The organism is Lonsdalea britannica (genome assembly GCF_946477055.1).
Lineage (GTDB): Bacteria > Pseudomonadota > Gammaproteobacteria > Enterobacterales > Enterobacteriaceae > Lonsdalea > Lonsdalea britannica_A.
Genome location: NZ_CAMKXG010000027.1, coordinates 1 through 20,009, shown reverse-complemented (window position 1 = coordinate 20,009; position 20,009 = coordinate 1). Strand labels below are relative to the sequence as shown.

Here is a 20,009-nt window from a genome sequence, read left to right as displayed (position 1 = left end):
CCAGCCGCAGATCATCTCTGGCCGTGTCGGCAACGACGTACGTGTCGGCGATACGGTGACGGTCAACGTCGCGGGTCAGTCTTATCAGACCAATGTGACTACGGCGGCGGATGGCGCCAAAGTGTGGAGCGTCGTTATTCTGGGCAGCGTGCTTGCTCTGGATACCGTGGTTCATGCCGCCGTAACCACCACCGATGAAGCAGGGAATGCGACGACGGCGACCGCCGACCATACTTACACGGTCGACACCGTGTTGCCGGATGCCAGCATCACCATCGATGATGTGACCAGCGACAACACCATCAACATCGCGGAGTCTGGACAAACCCAGACGATCTCCGGCCACGTCGGCAATGACGTGCAGGCAGGCGATATTGTGACGGTCAAAGTGGGCGACGTAAGTTACCAGACCGAAGTCACCGTCAATGATGATGGGGATACCGTCTGGAGTGTGAATGTTCCGGGCGAGGTACTGGCCGGTAACGCGCAGATTCATGCGGAAGTCACCACCACGGATGTAGTGGGCAACTCGGCAACGGCGTCGGCAGACCATAGCTACACGGTTGATACGTCTGCGCCGGAAGCCAGCATCACAATTGACGCGGTCACGGCGGATAACACCATTAACCTGGCGGAATCGGGTCAGACCCAGACCATCACCGGTCGTGTGGGCAACGACGTACATGTCGGCGATATCGTCACGGTGACCGTAGGCGGCCAGTCGTATCAAACGAACGTGGTTGCGGCGGCAGACGGCAGCAATATCTGGAGCGTCAATGTTCCGGGTAGCGTGCTGGCGGGTGACTCGCAGATCCATGCTTCCGTCACGACGCTGGATATGGCGGGCAACGTGGCTACGGCAACGGCCGATCACGCCTACGGGGTTGATACGGTCGGTCCAGACGGCGGCAGCCATACGCTGACCGTCGCGGAAGATACGGCGCTGTCGATCGCCTGGAGCGATCTGGGCGTGTCCTCCGACACCAGCAGCATCGTGATCTCTTCGCTGCCGGATGCCAGCGCGGGCTCGTTCTATTACAGCCAGGGCGGGGAATGGCATCAGGTTACCGTGGGTCAGGAGTTTACGGCGGGCGATACCGCGTTACGCTTTGTTCCTGCTGCCAATGTGTCCGGCAACGGACTGGCGGAGCTGAGCTGGCAGCCGGTTGATGCCGCGGGCAACACCGGCTCTCAGGGCGAAATGACGGTAAACGTGACGCCGGTAGCGGATACGCCGGTGGTATCACTGGATATCACCAGCGGTGAAACGGTGCCGACGACGCCGTCTTACATTAAGGTCAACGGCGGTAGTGAAAACGGCGGTTTCGACGTTCAGGACGGCAAAATTGTGCGTATTGGCGACAATGTGCGCATTTGGCTGTCCGAGGGCGATACGGTGCCTGAAATTGTGGGTAACGGCGTAGTCGCTTACTACGGTCAGGGGAACTCTACCGGCACCAGCAGCCAGTACACCGACCTGTTCGTCGTCCATAACGGCAGCGGCTATTCTCAGGATGGCAACTGGCGTCCGCTGAACGCGGTCACCGGCAACAGCGGGACGGAAGCGTCTGGAACGCGTCCTGACTACATCTTTGTTGAAGGCACGACGGCTGATGGCTATGCCGCCTCCGTTGGTCCGAACAACAATGCCGCTACCAACGTGAATACGTATGACTCTGTGAACATCACGTATCAGGGCAATACGCTGATTAGTGGCGCGAACCATCTGGATGGCATTATCTACGGCGACGGCAGCTACATCGCGGCAGATAAACAGGACTTCAAGGAAGAGTCCGTCGCGGAGCAGGTTGGTTATCAGCAGCATGAGTTAACCGTGTCTGCCGCGCTGACCGACCTTGACGGCAGCGAGCAGCTGTCGGGCATTACGTTGACGGGAATTCCAGAAGGGTCCGTGTTGACCGATCACATCAATAACGTGACGGTCACTGTCGGCGCGGATGGCGTGTACCTGATTACCAATGCTCAGCATCTGGATACGTTAGCCGGAACCATCACCATCCAGACGCCTGTCGACGCCGGTAAGTTCGATATCATTGCGCAGGCGACGGCGACCGAAGTGGCGAACTACGATTCGTCGACCGGCTACTCTTCGCAGGAAGTCGAACAGTTCGGCGCTACGATGGGGACCACGGGTGACGATGTGCTGACCGGTACGCACAGCAACGATCTGATCGTTGGCGATGTTTCCGGTCTGCAGATCATGGAAGGGCAAAACTACAATATTGCCTTCCTGGTGGACTCCTCCGGCAGTATGTCGAATGACAGCATCAGCAAGACGGTGTCTTCGCTGACCAATGTCTTCAACAACCTGATCAAGAGCACGTCGGATGTCCATTCGGGCTCGGTGAATGTGTTCCTGGCGGATTTCGATACTAAAGTCGGTCAGACCATCTCCGTCAACCTGTCGGATTCGAACGCCTTGTCCAAGCTGGTGGCGGCGCTGGAAACAATGACTTCCGGCGGCGGGACGAACTACGAGGATGTGTTCAAAACGGCGGCTAACTGGTTCCAGAGCACTACCGTGGAAAGCAACCCGGGTACCAATCTGACCTACTTCATCACGGATGGTGAACCGACCTATTATCAGGCTGGCGAAACGGATACGATCAAGGTCAACAGCCGTACGACGTTGGATATCGACTCGTTTGATTACCAACCGGGCCATTCCTACTATATGAACCTTTCTGGGGTGAGCCGTGAGGTGATCAGCAGCACCGGCGACGTGTACTACTACTCCAACTCAGGTCGGGGTGGGGTAACGCGCTCGGTGATCGGTCAGGTCCACGCTCAAGGCGACGGCACTTACGAGATCTCGCATCTGGCAGGTACCGGGTACAACGCGAACTCGTCGACGATGTCGAACTCCTCTGAAGGCTACGCATTGTTGCAGCACGTATCGAATGTGGAAGCGATTGGGGTGGGTGATTCGTTGAACGCATCGAGCCTGAAAAACTACGATAGCGACGGCGTGGTGTTGGATCACATCGATCCGGCGCAGTTGTCCGAAGCCATTCTGGGAACGAACCAGTCTCTGAGTGGCGGTCACGACACGCTGCTGGGCGGTAACGGCGATGATATCCTGTTCGGCGACTCGATCTCGTTCGACGGCATCGACGGCAATGGTCTGCCAGCCTTGCAGCAGTATGTCGGCAACCAGCTGCATCTGGGGTCGGATACCACCGCCTCTGTACAGCAGGTACATGACTACATTAACGGACACAGCGCCGAATTCGATGTTGCCACCTCTGCGGGCGGTAATGATACGATCAGCGGCGGTTCGGGTAATGATATCCTGTACGGACAGGGCGGCAACGACAACCTGGATGGTGGTTTGGGTGACGATATCCTGTATGGCGGAAGCGGCGATGATGTGCTGAGAGGCGGCGTCGGCAACGACACGCTTATCGGCGGCAGCGGCGCGGATACCTTCGTCTGGAAAGCAGGCGATACCGGATTCGACACCATCAAGGACTTCAACCCGGCGGAAGGCGACCGCATCGACCTGAGCGATCTGGTCGGCGAGCTGGAATCGGGCACGGATATCAGCCACTATATCCGCATTGTGGATAACCAAGGTTCGCCGACGATTGAGGTGAGTACCCAAGGCCAGTTCACAGAGCAAGGCGGCGCAACGCCGGATGCATCTATCACGTTGGAGCATTACAACGGGACGATGCCTTCTCTGGAAAGCCTGATAGCGAAGCCGGAACATAGCGCTTAGTCATCAAGACTCACTCGCAATAGGCAATAAAAAGGAAAACCGGACGTTATGCGTCCGGTTTCCTTATTGGCGGTATGTAAAAGGACAGCCTATGTTTTATATATTACGAGATAACGACGGTAACCTGGTTCATGTGGAGCGTTCCCCCTTCGATGGGATGAACGGCGAACTGCCGCAGGACTCGGTTGAGGCACAGGCGTGGATGAATAATCAACAGTCGATTCTTTCTAGTCTGGAACAACTGCGCAGCAGCGATCTGGAAATGGTGCGTGTGCTGGAAGACCTGATTCAGGTGCTGACCAGCAAAGGGTTGCTGAATATCACGGATTTCCCACAGGCGGCACAGCTGAAATTGATTCAGCGTGCGCAGGCGCGTGAAGCGTTAGGGGGATTGGATGCGCTGATTCGCGATGACGAAGAGAGTATGTTTTGAACATCAGTCATAATGCAGGCTGACTTGCCGAAACCGGCAAGTCAGCGGCTTAGACTCAGGAAAAGATCACCGGGAAAGGCTCTCCCAACAGTCGGCCCATTGCGCCTCTGATACCCAGCGCACGCAGTTCTTCCAGTTCACCTTCCGTTTCTACCCGTTCCGCAATCAGCGGCAAATCAATGCTATTCATCGCCCGTTGCAGCGCGGTGATAAACACTTTCTTATCTTCCGCCTGATCGATGCCGCGAATATAGCTGCCGTCGATTTTCAGATAGGCGAGGCCCCATTTCGACAGATTACCGATGATGGTAAAGCGGCCGCCGAAGTGTTGCAGCCCCAGTTTACAGCCGAATTCGTTGAGCAGTTTCACCAACAGATCGAGCTGCTGTGCATCGGGCAGCTGGTTTTCGTCCAGCTCCAGAATCAAGCGCGAGGCCCGCTGCGGATGCGCTTTCAGCGGCGCGAGCCATTCGGCCATCAGCTGCAGGTCTAATACCGTGCTGCCGGACAGGCTTAAAGCCAGCGTGCCGTCATAGCGCTGCAAGTAGGCGAGGGCGTGTTTCATCATGACCTGATCAAGACGCGTGTTCCATCCAAAGCGTTGGACCCACGGCAAGAATTGCCCTGCGTTGATGGTGTTGCCTTGCTGGTCGAGGATGCGGGCCAGCACCTTGTGATGAAGAATCTGACCTTTCTGAGCGCAATCCATGACCGGCTGTAGGAACAGCTGGATATTTTCTTGCGCAAGCAAGGGATCCAGCAGGGTAAACCAGTGATGTCGGTCCGCCACCCATTGGGACTCCTGGCCGTTTTCCTCTTCTTCTGCATGGATATCCGAATTGCGTTCCGCCTTCATCAGCAGGCGATCGCCGCGAATGAACAACGAGGCTGGCGAATCCCCGTGCTGGAATGACACCAGCGCCAGGCGGGCGACGGGCGACACGTCGGTCTCGCCGGTCAGAAACAGCGCCTCAATCCGGTTCGACAGTTCGTCGGCCAGCGCCTGCGCCTCTTTCTGTACCAAACCGGGACAGAAAATGGCGAACTCTCCGCCGCGAATACGTGCGGCGAGGCTGTCGGCTTCGACATAACGTTTTCTGCACTTCAAAATATTTTGTGCGACGGAGGCCAGCAGGGCGTCCGTTTTGGCCGCGCCCAGACGCTGGTTCATGCCTGCCAGATCCTGCAACCGCAGCATAATCAGATAGCCGGTGGAGGCTTCTTCATCGCTCAGGCGAGTTTCCAGCTGGATATCCATAGCGCGGCGGTTGGCCAGTCCGGTTTGTGGATCCTGATAGGCTTCCTGACGTAAGCGCTCGCTTCGCTGGGCTTCCTCTTCGAACAGGGACTGAAGTTTGGTGACCATCAGGTTCATGGCTTGGACGACCCGGCGCAGCTCCGGCGTTTTGGGCAGTTTGGGGATGCTCAGGAACTCGCGACGACAAATGGCGAGCGACTGTACGACCATGTCATCCAGCGCGCGCAGCTGTCGGCGCAGGAACAAGGCGCCAAGCACGAGTCCGATGCCGCCGCACGACAGCAGCCAGAGTAGCGAAGCGGAGGTGCCTTGCCACAGTCTGGCGATGGCGAACATCGGGTGGCTGACCACCTCGACCCGCGCCGCCTGTTCCCAGCCGCGCATCACGATGGCCTGTCCATTACCGGGCTGTAAATCCACCAATCGGACAAACCAGGCGGGAACGCTCGATACTTCCGGCGAAGTGACGCGTTCCATTGTCACCTTCTGGGTTTCCAGATCGATGACGCGAATGCTGGAGAAATAGCCGCTATCGAAAATAGAACTGACCAGCAGTTCCACCATCGCCGGATCGTCGATATTCGGCGTGAGCGCGACGCCCAAAGCCGTGGCGGCGTCCTGAGCGTGCGAGTGCAACTGGTTGTTATATTGATCGCGTGAACTTTCCAGATTGGCGATAAAACTACCGCTGAAAATGAACAGCATAAACAAACAGATGGCTATCAGTAATTGTTTAAATAGCGACATAGCCCCATCCTACTCATCAAGAGAAAATCCTTCTGCGCGCATTTTAATTAATAAGTCCTGCCAGCGAGACAGGCGTTTGCTGTCGCCAGCGCGTCGGTTGCCGCCCGTGCCAGGCAGCCAGAGTCCGTCGCCGTTAAAGGAATAGACCGGCAGCAAATCGTTACGCTGGGTGGCGGGACGGATCTCGGTGATCAAACTATCCAGGATCAACGGGATGGCGTTCGGTGAAGGGTAATAGCTGAGCACCATATGCGCACGGTTTAGGCTCAGCGCTTTAACGTAGGTAATACGCAGTTTTTCACGCTCGACACCAAGGTGGATCAGCGTCAGATATTTGGCGATCGCATAGTCTTCGCAGTCGCCCATCCCCTTTCGTAACATCTCGATTGGCGTGGCCCAGTAATCTTCCTGCTGCCAGACGTCGATATCTTCCCGGTAAGCTATCCTGTCATTGAAAAAGCGATTGACCGACTCCAGCTTCTGACTTTCCGTAGTCGTTTGCTGCGCCTGCATCAACGCTTGCCAGGCGGCTATCCGCTGGCGTGCTTCCGGCGTAGCCTGACCATATCGCTGATCGGTGATTGAGTTGATGGCGGAGAAATTCCAGTCCGCATATAGCGTACCCGCCACCAGCAGCAGGCTGCCGATGAAGAGGTTTAATAGAACATGAACTAATGACTGGCGCTGCGCATGAAATTTCAACGTGACGTCTCTGTTACCCACCGGTGAGTCCGGACTCTGTGGTCTGAATTCCACGCCTGAACAATCAGGCATTGTAGACCGCTGCCGCATAGCTTACTTTGAACGGCTGAAAAGTGCCATGTGATAACGATAGCAGGTACGACTGATTTATCACGAAGCTGACACGTATCAGCTTCGTATTCACAAACGAGGAAGTGTATGGATTTAGGGGCATTAGTCTCAGAGAGCCGTCACCCGGCGACGATGGATTTAGATCGTATGGCGACGCTGGACATGCTGGCCCTCATCAATGAAGAGGACCGCCAGGTGCCGGAAGCGATCCGGCAGGTGCTGCCAGCGATTGCGCAGGCAGTGGATGTCACCGCCGCGTGCATGAAGGCGGGCGGGCGCCTGATCTATTTAGGCGCGGGCACCAGCGGCCGTTTGGGCGTGCTGGATGCATCGGAGTGTCCCCCGACGTTCGGCATCGCACACGGCCGGGTGATCGGGCTGATCGCGGGCGGTCCCGGCGCTTTGCTGAAGGCGGTGGAAGGCGCGGAAGATGACCCCGCGGGCGGCGAGGCCGATCTGGCGGCGCTGTCGCTGACTGCGCAGGATATGGTGATTGGGCTGGCGGCATCCGGCAGAACGCCCTATGTGATTGGCGGTCTGGAGTATGCGCACCGCATCGGCTGCCATACCGTGGCGATTTCCTGTAACCCCGCATCGCCCATTGCCCGACTGGCGGAGATCGCCATCTCCCCGGTCGTCGGTCCTGAAGTGCTGACCGGTTCGACGCGATTGAAGTCCGGCACCGCCCAAAAGCTGGTCTTGAATATGATTTCCACCGGTGCGATGGTCAGGTTGGGCAAGGTGTACCAAAATCTGATGGTGGATGTGAAAGCGACCAACGCCAAGCTGGTCGATCGCGCCTGTCGTATCGTGGTGGAAGCCTCCGGCGTGGAGCGCGACGTCGCGCGGCAGGCGCTGGAACAGACGGGGTTTGAGGTCAAACCGGCCATCGTCATGCTCCTGACCGGCTGCGACGCCGCTCAGGCGCAGGAAAAGCTGGCGCGTCATCAGGGATACCTGCGCGACGCCATACAGGAATAGCGCCATTCGTCTTTCACCACTGATTACCGCAAAACGAGGCGGGGACGCTCCCGTCATCTATAAGGAGCCCGTTTTGAACGATAAGCAAACTTTGCGCGTCGTATTTTTCGATTTGGACGGCACACTGCATCAGCAGGATATGTTCGGCAGTTTTCTGCGTTATTTGATCCGGCGTTTGCCGTTGAATTTGCTGGTGGTCATTCCCGTACTGCCTGTGGTAATGCTCTCGCTGCTGTGCTGGGGTAGGGCGGCACGCTGGCCGATGAGCTGCTTGCTGTGGGCCATCACGGTGGGTCGCGGCGAGGCGAAGCTCGAACAGCTGGAAAAAGCGTTCGTCGACAGTTTTCGTCAGCAGGTGACGCCGTTTCCTCAGGTGCAGCAGCGGCTGACCACCTATCTCAGCGCCAGCGATGCTCAGGTGTGGCTGGTTACCGGCTCGCCGCAGCGGCTGGTGGAAGCCGTCTATCGCGATGCTCCTTTTCTGCCGGGCGTACGGCTGATGGGCAGCCAAATTTCCCGGCGCTATGGCGGCTGGGTGCTCACATTACGCTGTCTGGGGCGGGAAAAAGTGGTGCAGATGGAACGCCAGTTGGGCGCGCCGCTGAAGCTTTACAGCGGTTATAGCGACAGCAAACAGGATAACCCGCTGCTCTATTTCTGCGAGCATCGCTGGCGCGTCACCCCGCAAGGCCGCCTGCAACAGCTGGAGTAATTCCACCGCGCGGTGCGCCGTGTATAATGCCCGCCGCTTACGAGGAATAGACTGGCAGAAGAGGCACGATGAACAGCGTAAATGATGATGAATTCTGGATGCAGCACGCGCTGACGCTGGCGCAACGAGCCTGGGACGAAGGCGAGGTTCCCGTCGGCGCGGTGCTGGTGCTGGACAACCAGGTCATTGGTGAAGGTTGGAACCGTTCGATCGGTCAGCACGATCCCACCGCGCATGCCGAGATCATGGCGCTGCGGCAAGGCGGCGTGGTGGTGCAAAACTACCGTCTGCTGAACAGTACGCTGTATATCACGCTCGAACCTTGTGTGATGTGCGCGGGGGCGATGGTTCATAGCCGCATTGGGCGTTTGGTTTACGGCGCCGCCGACGCCAAGACGGGCGCGGCCGGATCGCTGGTGGATATTCTGCGTCATCCGGGCATGAATCATCAGATTGAAATCACGTCGGGCGTGCTGGCGGAGGCGTGTTCAACGCAGCTGAGCGACTTTTTCCGCATGCGGCGGAAACAGCAGAAGGCGCGCCGGGCGGCGGCCAAAGGGGAATCACTTTCCTGAGGGATGCAATCCGGATTGCGCCAGCGCCGGTGAGACGGCGGGATAGCCTTCACCCGCCTGCTTGATGTGCTGCGCCTTGTTCTCTTTTTCCGTCAGATAGCCGACCAGGCTGATCATATAGCGTCGGATGTTTTCCACGTAGTTGTAGGCTTCGTGACCTCGCGCGTAGCCGTTGGCGGTCTGCTGGTAATAGCGTTTCTGGCTTAACATCGGTAGCCGCATTTTGACGTCTGCCCAGCTGTCCGGGTTGCCTTTTTGCTTTTCCGTCAACTTGCGCGCATCCATCAAATGGGCGTAACCCATATTGTAGGCCGCCAGCGCGAACCAGATTTTCTCGTCGTCAGGGATCGTGTTCGGCATACGCTGCATCATCAGCGACAGATACTTTGCGCCGCCGCGAATACTTTCTTCTGGATTCAGTCGGTCGACCACCGCCAGACTTTCCGCCGTATTCCTCGTTAACATCATCAGACCGCGTACGCCGGTCGGCGACGTCGCCAAAGGATTCCAATGCGATTCCTGATAAGAGATGGCGGCCAGCAGCTTCCAGTCCATCTCCGTGGCGTAGCGTTCGAACAACGAGCGCAGCCCCGGCAGCGTGTTGTCGATCGCATTCAGAAACGTGGTGGTGTCCACGTAGTCGAACTCGCCGACGTGGCCCAAATATTTTTCTTCCAGACGCGCCAGCGAGCCGTCTTCGCCGATCCGGCTGAAGAAGTCCAGCATAGCGGCGGACAGGCTGTCGTCGTGGGTCTGACGCATATACCAGTTCACCGGCTCTTCATCGCTGAGATCGAAAGCGACGGCCAGCTGCGGATAGATGCGTTGCAGTAACCCGACGCTGATGGAGTCCGCAATCGTATAATCCAGCCTGCCGTCGACCACCTGTTTGAGCAGATCCAGCTCGGAGATATTGGTGCTGGTTTCCCAGGTGAGATTGGGATACAGCCTGGACTGCTGCTCGCGCAACGTGGAGATTTGAGCGGAGCCGGACAACACCGCCAGCCGGCCTTTGAGCTTGCCAAGCGACGTGGGACGAGGCGAACCCAGCCGATACACCAGCTGTTGCGAGACGGAATAGTAGGTGGGGCCCGCGCGGAACGACTGCGTGCGGTCGTCGCTGTAAATTAGCCCCGCCGCCAGCATATCGGCGTCGCCGTTGTCGAGATCGTTGAATAATTCATCAATGTTCTGACGTGTGGAAACGACCAGCTTGACGCCGAGGTAATCGGCGAATCGTTTAGCCAGTTCATAATCGAGCCCTGACGGGGAGCCCCGGTGTAGGGAGTAGGTCAGTGGAGAAACAACCGTACTGACACGTAGCTCACCACGTGAAAGGATTTGCCTGAGTTGGTCGTCCTGGCTGCTGCGCCAGGGAATATTTGGCCACAGCGCCAATGCCAATAACAGTGCAATCACCCCGATGAAAAAATAATTTATCGTTAAACGCTTCAAGTAATTTGATGTCTCTCGGCGGCCTGTAGGCCTGTCTGTCTATTAGGCAGTTTCTTATGCTGAATGTCCCAGAGTCGGGGCATTTTGCGTAACAAAGCGCCAGGGTGCAACTTTTATTGCCCTGGTAACGAATTGGTCACCTATCATCAAAGATGTTCGACTATTGCCGCGCAAACGGTTTCGTCGCGCGGCGGTATTCTCTATAATGTGCCGCGTTCCCCCTCCTGTAGCGCCATGGTGCCCCGCTATCGGTGCATCGAAGACGAGAGAATGTGAAATGATGGAAATACTGCGTGGTTCCCCGGCTTTATCGGCTTTTCGTATCAACAAACTATTGGCGCGTTGCAAAGACAATCTCCTGCCCGTCAGCGATATCTATGCCGAGTATGTGCATTTCGCCGACGTGACCGCCCCGTTAAGCCCCGATGAAAAAACGCAGCTGGCCCGCCTGCTGAAATACGGTCCCTCACTCCCCGAACACGATCCTGCAGGCTCCCTGGTGTTGGTCACGCCTCGTCCCGGCACCATTTCTCCCTGGTCTTCCAAAGCTACGGACATCGCGCACAATTGCGGTCTGAACACCGTTCGCCGCCTGGAGCGCGGTCTGGCCTTCTATATTTATGCGCCGACGCTGAATGAAGAGCAGTGGCAGTCGCTGAGCGATCTGCTGCACGACCGGATGATGGAGACGGTGTTCAGCGAACTACAGCAGGCGGAGCGTTTGTTTGTTCAGCACGAGCCTGCGCCGCTGCAGCGGGTGGATATGATGGCGGAAGGGCGTCAGGCGCTCGAAGCCGCCAACCTCCGTCTCGGTCTGGCGCTGGCGGAAGACGAAATCGACTATCTGATCGACGCCTTTACCCGTCTGAACCGTAACCCGACCGATATCGAGCTCTACATGTTCGCGCAGGCCAACTCTGAACACTGCCGACACAAAATCTTCAACGCTGACTGGGTCATCGACGGCGTCAAACAGCCCAAATCTCTGTTCAAAATGATCAAAAATACCTACGAACAGACGCCGGATTTCGTGCTGTCCGCCTATAAAGATAACGCTGCCGTCATGACAGGTTCCGCCGTAGGACGCTTCTTCCCGAATCCGCAGGGGCGCTATGAATATCATCAGGAAGACGCACATATCCTGATGAAAGTGGAAACCCATAACCATCCCACCGCCATCTCGCCGTGGCCGGGCGCCGCGACCGGCTCCGGTGGTGAAATTCGTGACGAAGGCGCGACCGGGCGCGGTGCTAAGCCAAAAGCCGGACTGGTGGGTTTTTCCGTTTCGAACCTGCGTATTCCCGACTTCATTCAGCCGTGGGAACAGGACTTCGGCAAGCCGGATCGCATCGTCAACGCGCTGGATATCATGCTGGAAGGCCCGCTGGGCGGCGCGGCGTTCAACAACGAATTCGGCCGTCCGGCCCTGACGGGTTACTTCCGTACTTATGAAGAGTCGGTCGACAGCCACAATGGAACGGAAGTTCGCGGTTACCACAAACCCATCATGCTGGCGGGCGGGATCGGCAACATCCGTGCGGATCACGTGCAGAAAGGCGAGATCTCCATCGGCGCGAAGCTGATCGTGCTGGGCGGACCGGCGATGAATATCGGTCTGGGCGGCGGCGCGGCGTCTTCCATGACCTCCGGCCAGTCCGATGCCGATCTGGACTTTGCCTCGGTGCAGCGCGACAACCCGGAAATGGAACGTCGCTGTCAGGAAGTGATCGACGTCTGCTGGCAGCTCGGTGACAAAAACCCGATCCTGTTCATTCATGATGTGGGCGCGGGCGGCCTGTCCAACGCCATGCCGGAGCTGGTCAGCGACGGCGGACGCGGCGGTCGCTTCGAACTGCGCGACATTCTGAACGACGAGCCGGGTATGAGCCCGCTGGAAGTGTGGTGTAACGAGTCGCAGGAACGCTATGTGCTGGCGGTCGCGCCGGAACAGTTGGAGACCTTCGACGCCATTTGTCGTCGCGAGCGCGCGCCCTACGCCGTCATTGGCGAGGCGACGGAAGAGCAGCATCTGACGCTGAACGATCGCCACTTCGACAACCAGCCGATCGACATGCCGCTGGAAGTCCTGCTGGGCAAAGCGCCGAAAATGCAGCGCGATGTGACCCGTCTGCACAACGAAGGCAAACCGCTCAACTTCGACAACATCTATCTGGCCGATGCCATCGAGCGCGTACTCCATTTACCGGCCGTCGCGGAAAAAACCTTCCTGATCACCATCGGCGACCGTAGCGTAACCGGTATGGTCGCACGGGATCAGATGGTGGGCCCGTGGCAGGTGCCGGTCGCCAACTGCGCCGTCACGACGGCAAGTCTGGACAGCTACTACGGCGAAGCGATGTCCATTGGGGAGCGTGCGCCGGTGGCGCTGCGTAACTTCGCCGCCTCGGCCCGTCTGGCGGTAGGGGAAGCGCTCACTAACATCGCCGCGACGCACATCGGCGATCTGAAACGCATCAAGCTGTCCGCCAACTGGATGTCAGCCGCCGGGCATCCGGGCGAAGACGCCGGTCTGTATGAAGCCGTCAAAGCCGTCGGCGAAGAGCTGTGTCCGGCGCTGGGGCTGACCATTCCCGTGGGTAAAGATTCGATGTCCATGAAAACCCGCTGGCAGGAAAACGGCGAGGACCATGCCGTGACGTCGCCGTTGTCACTGGTGATCACCGCGTTTGGCCGCGTCGAAGACGTGCGCAATACCGTTACGCCGCAGCTGCGCACTGATAAAGACAATGCCCTGCTGCTGATCGACCTTGGCGTCGGTCATCATGCGCTGGGGGCGACGGCGTTGGCGCAGGTATATCGTCAGTTGGGTCGTAAAACCGCAGACGTGCGCAGCCCGAAACAGCTGGCCGGATTCTTCAACGCCATGCAGAAGCTGGTCGCCGACAAGGCGCTGCTGGCCTACCACGACCGCTCTGACGGCGGTCTGCTGGTGACGCTGGCGGAAATGGCCTTTGCCGGTCACTGTGGCCTGTCAGCCGATATCGGCAGTATGGGCGAAGACGGTCTGGCTATTCTGTTTAACGAAGAATTAGGCGCGGTCATTCAGGTTGAAGCCGCCCGACGCGCGGAAGTGGAACAGGTATTGGCCGACTTTGGCCTGGCCGAGTGCGTACACTATCTGGGCCGCGCGGAAGCCGGCAACCAGTTCGTCATCTCCCTGGGCGAGGAAGTGATTTATCGTGAGAAGCGCTCCACGCTGCGCAGTTGGTGGGCGGAAACGACCTGGCAGATGCAGCGCTTGCGCGATAACCCGCAGTGCGCTGATGAAGAGCATCTGGCGAAAGAAGACGACAGCGATCCGGGTCTGAACGTTTCGTTGAGCTTCGATCCGCAGGAGGACATTACCGCGTCGTTCATCAATACGCAGGTGCGTCCGAAAGTGGCTGTGCTGCGTGAGCAGGGCGTCAACTCCCACGTGGAGATGGCGGCGGCGTTCGATCGGGCCGGGTTTGAGGCTATCGACGTACACATGAGCGATCTGCTGGCGGGTCGACGCGACCTGCAGGACTTCCAGGCGCTGGTTGCCTGTGGCGGCTTCTCCTATGGCGACGTACTGGGCGCTGGGGAAGGGTGGGCGAAGTCAATTCTCTTCAACAGCCGCGTCCGCGATGAATTCTCGTCGTTCTTCGCGCGTCCGCAAACGCTGGCGCTGGGCGTGTGCAACGGTTGTCAGATGATGTCGACGCTGCGCGAACTGATCCCGGGTGCAGAGAACTGGCCGCGATTTGTTCGCAACAAGTCAGACCGTTTCGAAGCGCGCTTTAGTCTGGTGGAAGTGGCTCAGAGCCCATCGCTGTTTATGCAGGATATGGCCGGTTCGCGTATGCCGATCGTCGTGTCACATGGTGAAGGGCAGGTTGAAGTGCGTGATGCCGCTCAGCTGGCTGCGTTGGAGCAGCAGCAGCTGGTGGCGCTGCGTTACGTCAACAACTACGGTCAGGTCGCGGAAAACTATCCGGCCAACCCTAACGGGTCGCCGCGCGGTATTACGGCGGTCACCAGCGTCGGCGGCCGCGCCACCATCATGATGCCGCATCCTGAGCGTGTGTTCCGTACCGTCAGCAACTCCTGGCACCCGGATTCCTGGGGCGAGGATAGCCCGTGGATGCGCATGTTCCGCAACGCGCGTAAGCAGCTTGGGTAAGGTACTTCGGCTTAGCTGAAGCACAAAGCGAAGAAGGGGCGGAAGCCCCTCAGAGCCGGGCACCTTGGGTGTCCGGTTTTTTTATGGGCGTAACGCCGTTTCATGATGCTGTGGCGAACTGTCTGATGATGCAGCGTTGCCGTGAGATGAAGTGTTCAGCATGACGCGCGCTTTTTCGAGTGGATGATGAGCGCGGCGACATTAGGTTGCGTTGTTCGCGCGGAAAGCATGCCGTCAGAGTCCGCTGTGTTGCGGCTTCAACCTCTGTCAGTACGCGATCTGAGCGGCCTGTCTCAAAGTCACGACAATGCTGTTTTTCACTGTCTCCATATGGAGACATCTATTTAATTGATATTTAAGGTTTTTGTTTTTGGTGGGTTGTGGTGTCGGTTTTTGGCGACAGAAATGGAGACGGGTAAGCCGGGGCTGACCTGTCCGCAAGGAGCCAACCGAGGCTAAAAGTAAAATGAAATTTAATTTCAATTAAACATCAATTAGTTATGATGTTACGTGGATTAATGGCACGGTAGATGCTATAGCTTATTCAGCTGCTCATTCAACTGGTTATGATGGCCAAGCAAAATCACCGCTTTCGCTCATAACGCCCGGAATGACGCCACAAGAAATGGTGCCTATCGTCCAACATTTACGATAACTGTGCGTGCAAACGAACTTTATCACACACCGGACGACACGTTGAGTGAGGCACCCCCTCTTCAAAGACCCGGTCAAACTTCGCGTTTGACCGGGTTTTGCCTTTTTGGGGCGACTCAAAAGGCTTTTCTGCGAGGCGCTTCGCTGTTTTTATGGTCATGCGGCGAAGTTGCCGTATTCGCTGACACGCGCTTCGCAGGTTGCTGGCGAAAACATTGCACTTTCGCCGCAGTCGGCTAGCATCGAGCGCATGAACAGATAATGAGATGATCTCTTTGAAACGATGGCGTTTGTTCCCCCGATCTCTGCGACAGCTGGTCATCATGGCGTTCTTGCTGGTGCTGCTGCCCTTGCTGGTATTGGCTTATCAGGCATACGGTAGCCTGAAAGCCCTCAGCGAACAGGCCGCCATCATTAACCGCACCACGCTGGCGGATGCCCGCCGCAGCGAGGCGATGGCTGGTTTGGCGTTGGCGCTGGAACGCAGCTATCGTCAATATTGTGTGCTGGACGATCGCACGCTGTCTCAGCTCTATCAAAATCAGCGCAAACAATATGCGCAGATGCTGGACGTGCATGCGCCGGTACTGCCCGATCCCCAATCACCTCAGCGCCTGCGGCAGTATCTGACTCAACTGGCGGAAATGGATTGCCAGAACAGTGCGCCGAGCAGTGAAGCCGCGTCGCTGCTTGAGCGTTTTTCTCAGGCCAACACGCAGATGGTGCAGGTGACGCGAGAAGTGATCTTCTCCCGCGGGCAGCAGCTTCAGCGGACTATCGCGGAGCGCGGCCAGTTCTTCGGCTGGCAGGCGCTGTTGTTATTCCTGGTCAGCGTGCTGCTGGTGGTGCTGTTTACCCGCATGATTATCGGTCCGGTGAAGGGCGTCGAGCGAATGATTAACCGTCTGGGGGAAGGGTTGCCGCTAGGATCATCGCCCACGTTCCGTGGCCCCCGAGAAATTCGCTCGCTGGGGCAGCGCATTATCTGGCTGAGCGAACGTCTTTCATGGCTTGAAGCCCAGCGGCATGAGTTTCTCCGGCACATTTCACATGAACTTAAAACGCCGCTGGCAAGCCTGCGAGAGGGCACGTCGCTGCTTGCGGACGAAGTTGCGGGACCGCTGACGGAAGACCAGCGGCAGGTCGTGACGATTCTGGACAGCAGCAGCCGTCATCTACTACAGCTGATAGAGCAGCTGCTTGACTACAACCGCCAGCTCGCCGATGCGCCGACCGAACTTGAGCAGGTGGATCTGGCGGCGATCGTGGATTCCGTCGTCGCCGATCACTGTCTGCCGGCGCGCGGCAAAGCGATGAAAACGCATGTTGAACTGGATGTGACGGCATGCCGCGCGGAAACTACGCTGTTGATGAGAGTGCTCGATAATCTCTATTCCAATGCGGTGCACTACGGGCAGGAATCCGGTAACATTTGGGTGCGCAGTCGGAGCGCCGGTTCGCACCTTCAAATCGAGGTCGCCAATACGGGAGCGCCGATACCGGAAGCGGATCGCAGCATGATTTTTGAGCCTTTTTATCAGGGCGCGCACCAGCGCAAAGGCGCCGTCAAGGGCAGTGGGCTGGGGCTTAGTATCGCGCAAGACTGCATTCGACGAATGCGCGGCGAGCTGGCTCTGGTCTCGGTAGACTATGCCGACGTCTGTTTCCGTATCGAATTGCCATTAACCACCGAGAATGAAGCATGAATGCACGGTTTTTCCGCTCCTTATCCCCCCGTCGGTATGCTGTGACAGCCTCAACCCTATGGGGCCGTGTATTACGAACGATGCTGCTCTCTTCACCCCTTTTAGTCGGCTGCGCGCAGCAAGCGGGCGGCGGAACGCCTACGATCATTGACGCCAACCGCGAGCCCGATCAGCAGTTGGCCGATTACCGCAGCGTGGACTGCCACACGATCTGGCTGGTAGACAACCGCAATGCGATGACAAATTCCCTGTATTGGCTGAGGGCGATGGACTGTGCGGCGCAACTGTCTCCGTCGCAGGCCTTAATGCAGGCCAATCGGACACCATCTTCGTCAGATTGGGCCGGGCTATGGAAACAAAGCCTGCTGCGTGAGCGGACCGGTGCGATCCCCGCGGAACAGCGGCAGCGGATTGCCCGGTTGGCACAAGAGAGCGAAGACGTACCGGCAGTGCTGATTCCGCTGCTGCAACTGTGGATGGACAAGCAGCAGTTGACCGCGTTTCAGGACGAAGAGCGAGTGCGAGTACAGCGCCTGCAGGACGACCACGATAAAGCGCTGGCCGATCTCCGGGAACAGCAAAATCAGCTGCGTGAGCAGTTGGATACCACCACGCGCAAGTTGAAGAATCTGACGGATATCGAACGTCAGCTGTCGGCGCGCAAAGCGGTGCCCGCAGACTTTTCTGACGGGGAGGAGCGTCGCGGCAACGCTCAGACTCGTTCATCGTCAGAGACGAATACGAAACCCCAGAACGCCGAGACCACACCGGCGCCGCCCAGTTCGAAAACGGGAGTCAACCATCCATGACGACACGGCAATCCGCCAGCTTGCTGCTGGTCGACGATGATCCGAGCCTGCTGAAGCTGCTGGGAATGCGTTTGACCAGCGAAGGCTTCCACGTCACTACCGCCGCCAGCGGTCAGGAGGCGTTGCGTTTGCTGGTGCGCGAAAAAATCGATCTGGTGATCAGTGATTTACGGATGGATGAAATGGACGGCCTCGCGCTGTTCGCGGAGATCCAGAAGCAACAGCCGGGGATGCCGGTCATCATTCTGACCGCGCATGGCTCTATTCCGGACGCGGTGGCGGCGACCCAAAAAGGGGTTTTCAGTTTTCTGACCAAGCCGGTCGATCGCGATGCGCTTTATCAGGCCATCGATGAGGCTTTGTCGGTTGCGGCGCCCGCTCGAGATGATAGCTGGAGAGAGACGATCATTACCCGCAGCCCGTTGATGTTACGTCTGCTGGAGCAGGCTAAAATGGTCGCGCAATCGGACGTCAGCGTGTTGATCAATGGTCAAAGCGGGACCGGTAAAGAGGTGCTGGCGCAGGCGATTCATGCGGCCAGCCCGCGAGCTGATAAACCTTTTGTGGCGATCAACTGCGGCGCACTGCCGGAGCCGCTGCTGGAGTCTGAGCTATTCGGACACGCCCGTGGCGCGTTTACCGGGGCGGTGAGCAGTCGTGATGGCCTGTTTCGCGCGGCGGACGGCGGAACGCTGTTTCTGGATGAGATAGGCGATATGCCGTTATCGCTACAGGTTAAGCTGCTGCGCGTATTGCAGGAACGCAAAGTCAGGCCGCTCGGGAGCAACAACGATCTGGATATCGACGTGCGTATTATCTCCGCGACCCATCGCAACTTGCCTAAGGCGATGGAAAAAGGGGAGTTTCGGGAAGACCTGTTTTACCGCCTCAACGTTGTGAATATGAAAATCCCGGCGCTGAACGAGCGTTCTGAAGATATTCCTTTGCTCGTCAACCATCTGCTGCGCGAGGCCGCGGCTCGCCATAAACCGTTTGTGCGCAGTTTCTCCACGGATGCGATGAAACGCTTGATGACGGCGAGCTGGCCGGGTAACGTGCGCCAGCTGGTTAACGTGATCGAACAATGTGTGGCATTGACCAGCGCGCCGGTCATTAGCGAGGCGTTGGTCGAACAGGCGCTGGAAGGCGAAAATACGGCGTTGCCGACCTTCGCGGATGCGCGCCATCAGTTCGAGCTGAACTATCTGCGTAAACTGCTGCAGATTGCCAAGGGCAACGTCACCCAGGCGGCTCGAATGGCGGGTCGTAACCGGACTGAATTTTATAAACTGCTGGCGCGCCATGAACTGGACGCCAATGATTTTAAAGACTAACTATGGGTCAGTATCGTGCTGATAGCGGGTGCGAGTTGATGCGCGGCCCATCGCATAAACGATGCCAGGCTACGGCCGTGACAAAGTGATGATTAGGATTTCTTGATGAAAAAAATTGATGCGATTATCAAGCCCTTCAAACTGGACGACGTTCGTGAAGCGTTGGCGGAAGTAGGGATTACCGGTATGACGGTGACTGAAGTCAAAGGATTTGGTCGCCAGAAAGGTCATACCGAGCTGTACCGCGGTGCGGAATACATGGTGGATTTCTTGCCGAAGGTCAAAATCGAAATCGTTATTGCCGACGATATCGTGGATACCTGTGTCGAAACCATCATGCAGACGGCTCAGACCGGTAAAATCGGCGACGGTAAAATTTTCGTTTATGACGTCAGCCAGGTCGTGCGTATTCGTACGGGCGAAGAGGACGAAGCCGCGCTGTAAGCGTCTTCGCTGGCTTAAAGGGCTTTTTACATGCTCTTGGACCACTGAACGCCACACTGAATCAATGCCGGTTGTCACACGTTGTCGGCATTGGTTCAGGTGTACTCAGCCCGCTGTTGTGTTTAACCTGACTGCCTGACTGCCTGACTGCCTGACTGCCTGACTGCCTGACTGCCTGACT

The 20,009-nt window shown here is 57.6% G+C and carries 12 protein-coding genes and 1 pseudogene; 10 read left to right on the top strand and 3 right to left on the bottom strand.

What is annotated here, in order from left to right:
* Together Q7O77_RS03700 and Q7O77_RS03695 are read left to right on the top strand one after the other, a co-directional pair.
* Positions 1-3,742: Ig-like domain-containing protein (locus Q7O77_RS03700; protein ID WP_304163677.1), on the top strand; the 3,742-nt coding region annotated here is incomplete at its 5' end.
* A gap of 91 nt (positions 3,743-3,833) precedes the next feature.
* On the top strand, positions 3,834-4,175 hold the full coding sequence (locus tag Q7O77_RS03695) for a tryptophan synthase subunit beta (RefSeq protein ID WP_304163675.1): 342 nt from the start codon (positions 3,834-3,836) through the stop codon (positions 4,173-4,175).
* A 55-nt stretch (positions 4,176-4,230) separates the two neighbouring features.
* Here the strand turns inward: Q7O77_RS03695 and lapD are convergent, their stop codons facing one another.
* Positions 4,231-6,180, bottom strand: a complete 1,950-nt coding sequence (gene lapD, locus Q7O77_RS03690) for a cyclic di-GMP receptor LapD (protein ID WP_304163673.1) — start codon at positions 6,178-6,180, stop codon at positions 4,231-4,233.
* A gap of 9 nt (positions 6,181-6,189) precedes the next feature.
* A complete protein-coding gene (gene lapG / locus Q7O77_RS03685) occupies positions 6,190-6,828 on the bottom strand; it encodes a cysteine protease LapG (protein WP_304163679.1) in 639 nt (212 codons plus the stop codon).
* Between the two features lie 249 nt (positions 6,829-7,077).
* Here lapG and murQ point away from each other — a divergent pair.
* The 3 genes and pseudogenes from murQ to tadA form a co-directional block, all read left to right on the top strand.
* Positions 7,078-7,974 (top strand): annotated as a pseudogene (gene murQ, locus Q7O77_RS03680) (N-acetylmuramic acid 6-phosphate etherase); the annotation flags it as partial.
* A gap of 73 nt (positions 7,975-8,047) precedes the next feature.
* Complete coding sequence (gene yfhb, locus Q7O77_RS03675) at positions 8,048-8,686, top strand: phosphatidylglycerophosphatase C (RefSeq protein WP_304163671.1); 639 nt, start codon at positions 8,048-8,050, stop codon at positions 8,684-8,686.
* A gap of 68 nt (positions 8,687-8,754) precedes the next feature.
* On the top strand, positions 8,755-9,261 hold the full coding sequence (gene tadA, locus Q7O77_RS03670) for a tRNA adenosine(34) deaminase TadA (protein WP_304163669.1): 507 nt from the start codon (positions 8,755-8,757) through the stop codon (positions 9,259-9,261).
* Here tadA and mltF read toward each other — a convergent pair.
* Positions 9,250-10,716 carry a membrane-bound lytic murein transglycosylase MltF gene (gene mltF, locus Q7O77_RS03665; RefSeq protein ID WP_304163667.1) on the bottom strand — a complete coding sequence of 489 codons (1,467 nt, stop codon included), beginning with the start codon at positions 10,714-10,716 and terminating at the stop codon, positions 9,250-9,252. The two genes, tadA and mltF, sit on opposite strands and share 12 nt — an antisense overlap.
* A 280-nt stretch (positions 10,717-10,996) precedes the next feature.
* On the opposite strand from mltF, the gene purL reads away from it, so the two are divergent.
* The 5 genes from purL to glnB all read left to right on the top strand — a co-directional run bounded on the left by purL (position 10,997) and on the right by glnB (position 19,828).
* Positions 10,997-14,881 carry a phosphoribosylformylglycinamidine synthase gene (gene purL, locus Q7O77_RS03660; RefSeq protein ID WP_304163678.1) on the top strand — a complete coding sequence of 1,295 codons (3,885 nt, stop codon included), beginning with the start codon at positions 10,997-10,999 and terminating at the stop codon, positions 14,879-14,881.
* A gap of 920 nt (positions 14,882-15,801) precedes the next feature.
* On the top strand, positions 15,802-17,241 hold the full coding sequence (locus Q7O77_RS03655; protein WP_304163665.1) for a HAMP domain-containing sensor histidine kinase: 1,440 nt from the start codon (positions 15,802-15,804) through the stop codon (positions 17,239-17,241).
* 41 nt (positions 17,242-17,282) lie between these two features.
* Positions 17,283-18,050, top strand: a complete 768-nt coding sequence (locus Q7O77_RS03650) for a two-component system QseEF-associated lipoprotein QseG (protein ID WP_304163663.1) — start codon at positions 17,283-17,285, stop codon at positions 18,048-18,050.
* Positions 18,047-19,384 carry a two-component system response regulator GlrR gene (gene glrR / locus Q7O77_RS03645; RefSeq protein WP_085652720.1) on the top strand — a complete coding sequence of 446 codons (1,338 nt, stop codon included), beginning with the start codon at positions 18,047-18,049 and terminating at the stop codon, positions 19,382-19,384. The genes Q7O77_RS03650 and glrR overlap by 4 nt, the downstream gene beginning before the upstream one ends.
* Before the next feature lie 105 nt (positions 19,385-19,489).
* Positions 19,490-19,828, top strand: a complete 339-nt coding sequence (gene glnB / locus Q7O77_RS03640) for a nitrogen regulatory protein P-II (protein WP_085652721.1) — start codon at positions 19,490-19,492, stop codon at positions 19,826-19,828.
* Positions 19,829-20,009 lie beyond the last annotated feature (181 nt).

Bases quoted from the DNA above. Each gene is read 5' to 3' on its own strand.
- glnB (WP_085652721.1), top strand. From the start codon at position 19,490: ATGAAAAAAATTGATGCGATTATCAAGCCCTTCAAACTGGACGACGTT.
- purL (WP_304163678.1), top strand. From the start codon at position 10,997: ATGGAAATACTGCGTGGTTCCCCGGCTTTATCGGCTTTTCGTATCAAC.
- Q7O77_RS03695 (WP_304163675.1), top strand. From the start codon at position 3,834: ATGTTTTATATATTACGAGATAACGACGGTAACCTGGTTCATGTGGAG.
- lapD (WP_304163673.1), bottom strand. From the start codon at position 6,180: ATGTCGCTATTTAAACAATTACTGATAGCCATCTGTTTGTTTATGCTG.
- Q7O77_RS03655 (WP_304163665.1), top strand. From the start codon at position 15,802: ATGATCTCTTTGAAACGATGGCGTTTGTTCCCCCGATCTCTGCGACAG.
- glrR (WP_085652720.1), top strand. From the start codon at position 18,047: ATGACGACACGGCAATCCGCCAGCTTGCTGCTGGTCGACGATGATCCG.
- tadA (WP_304163669.1), top strand. From the start codon at position 8,755: ATGAACAGCGTAAATGATGATGAATTCTGGATGCAGCACGCGCTGACG.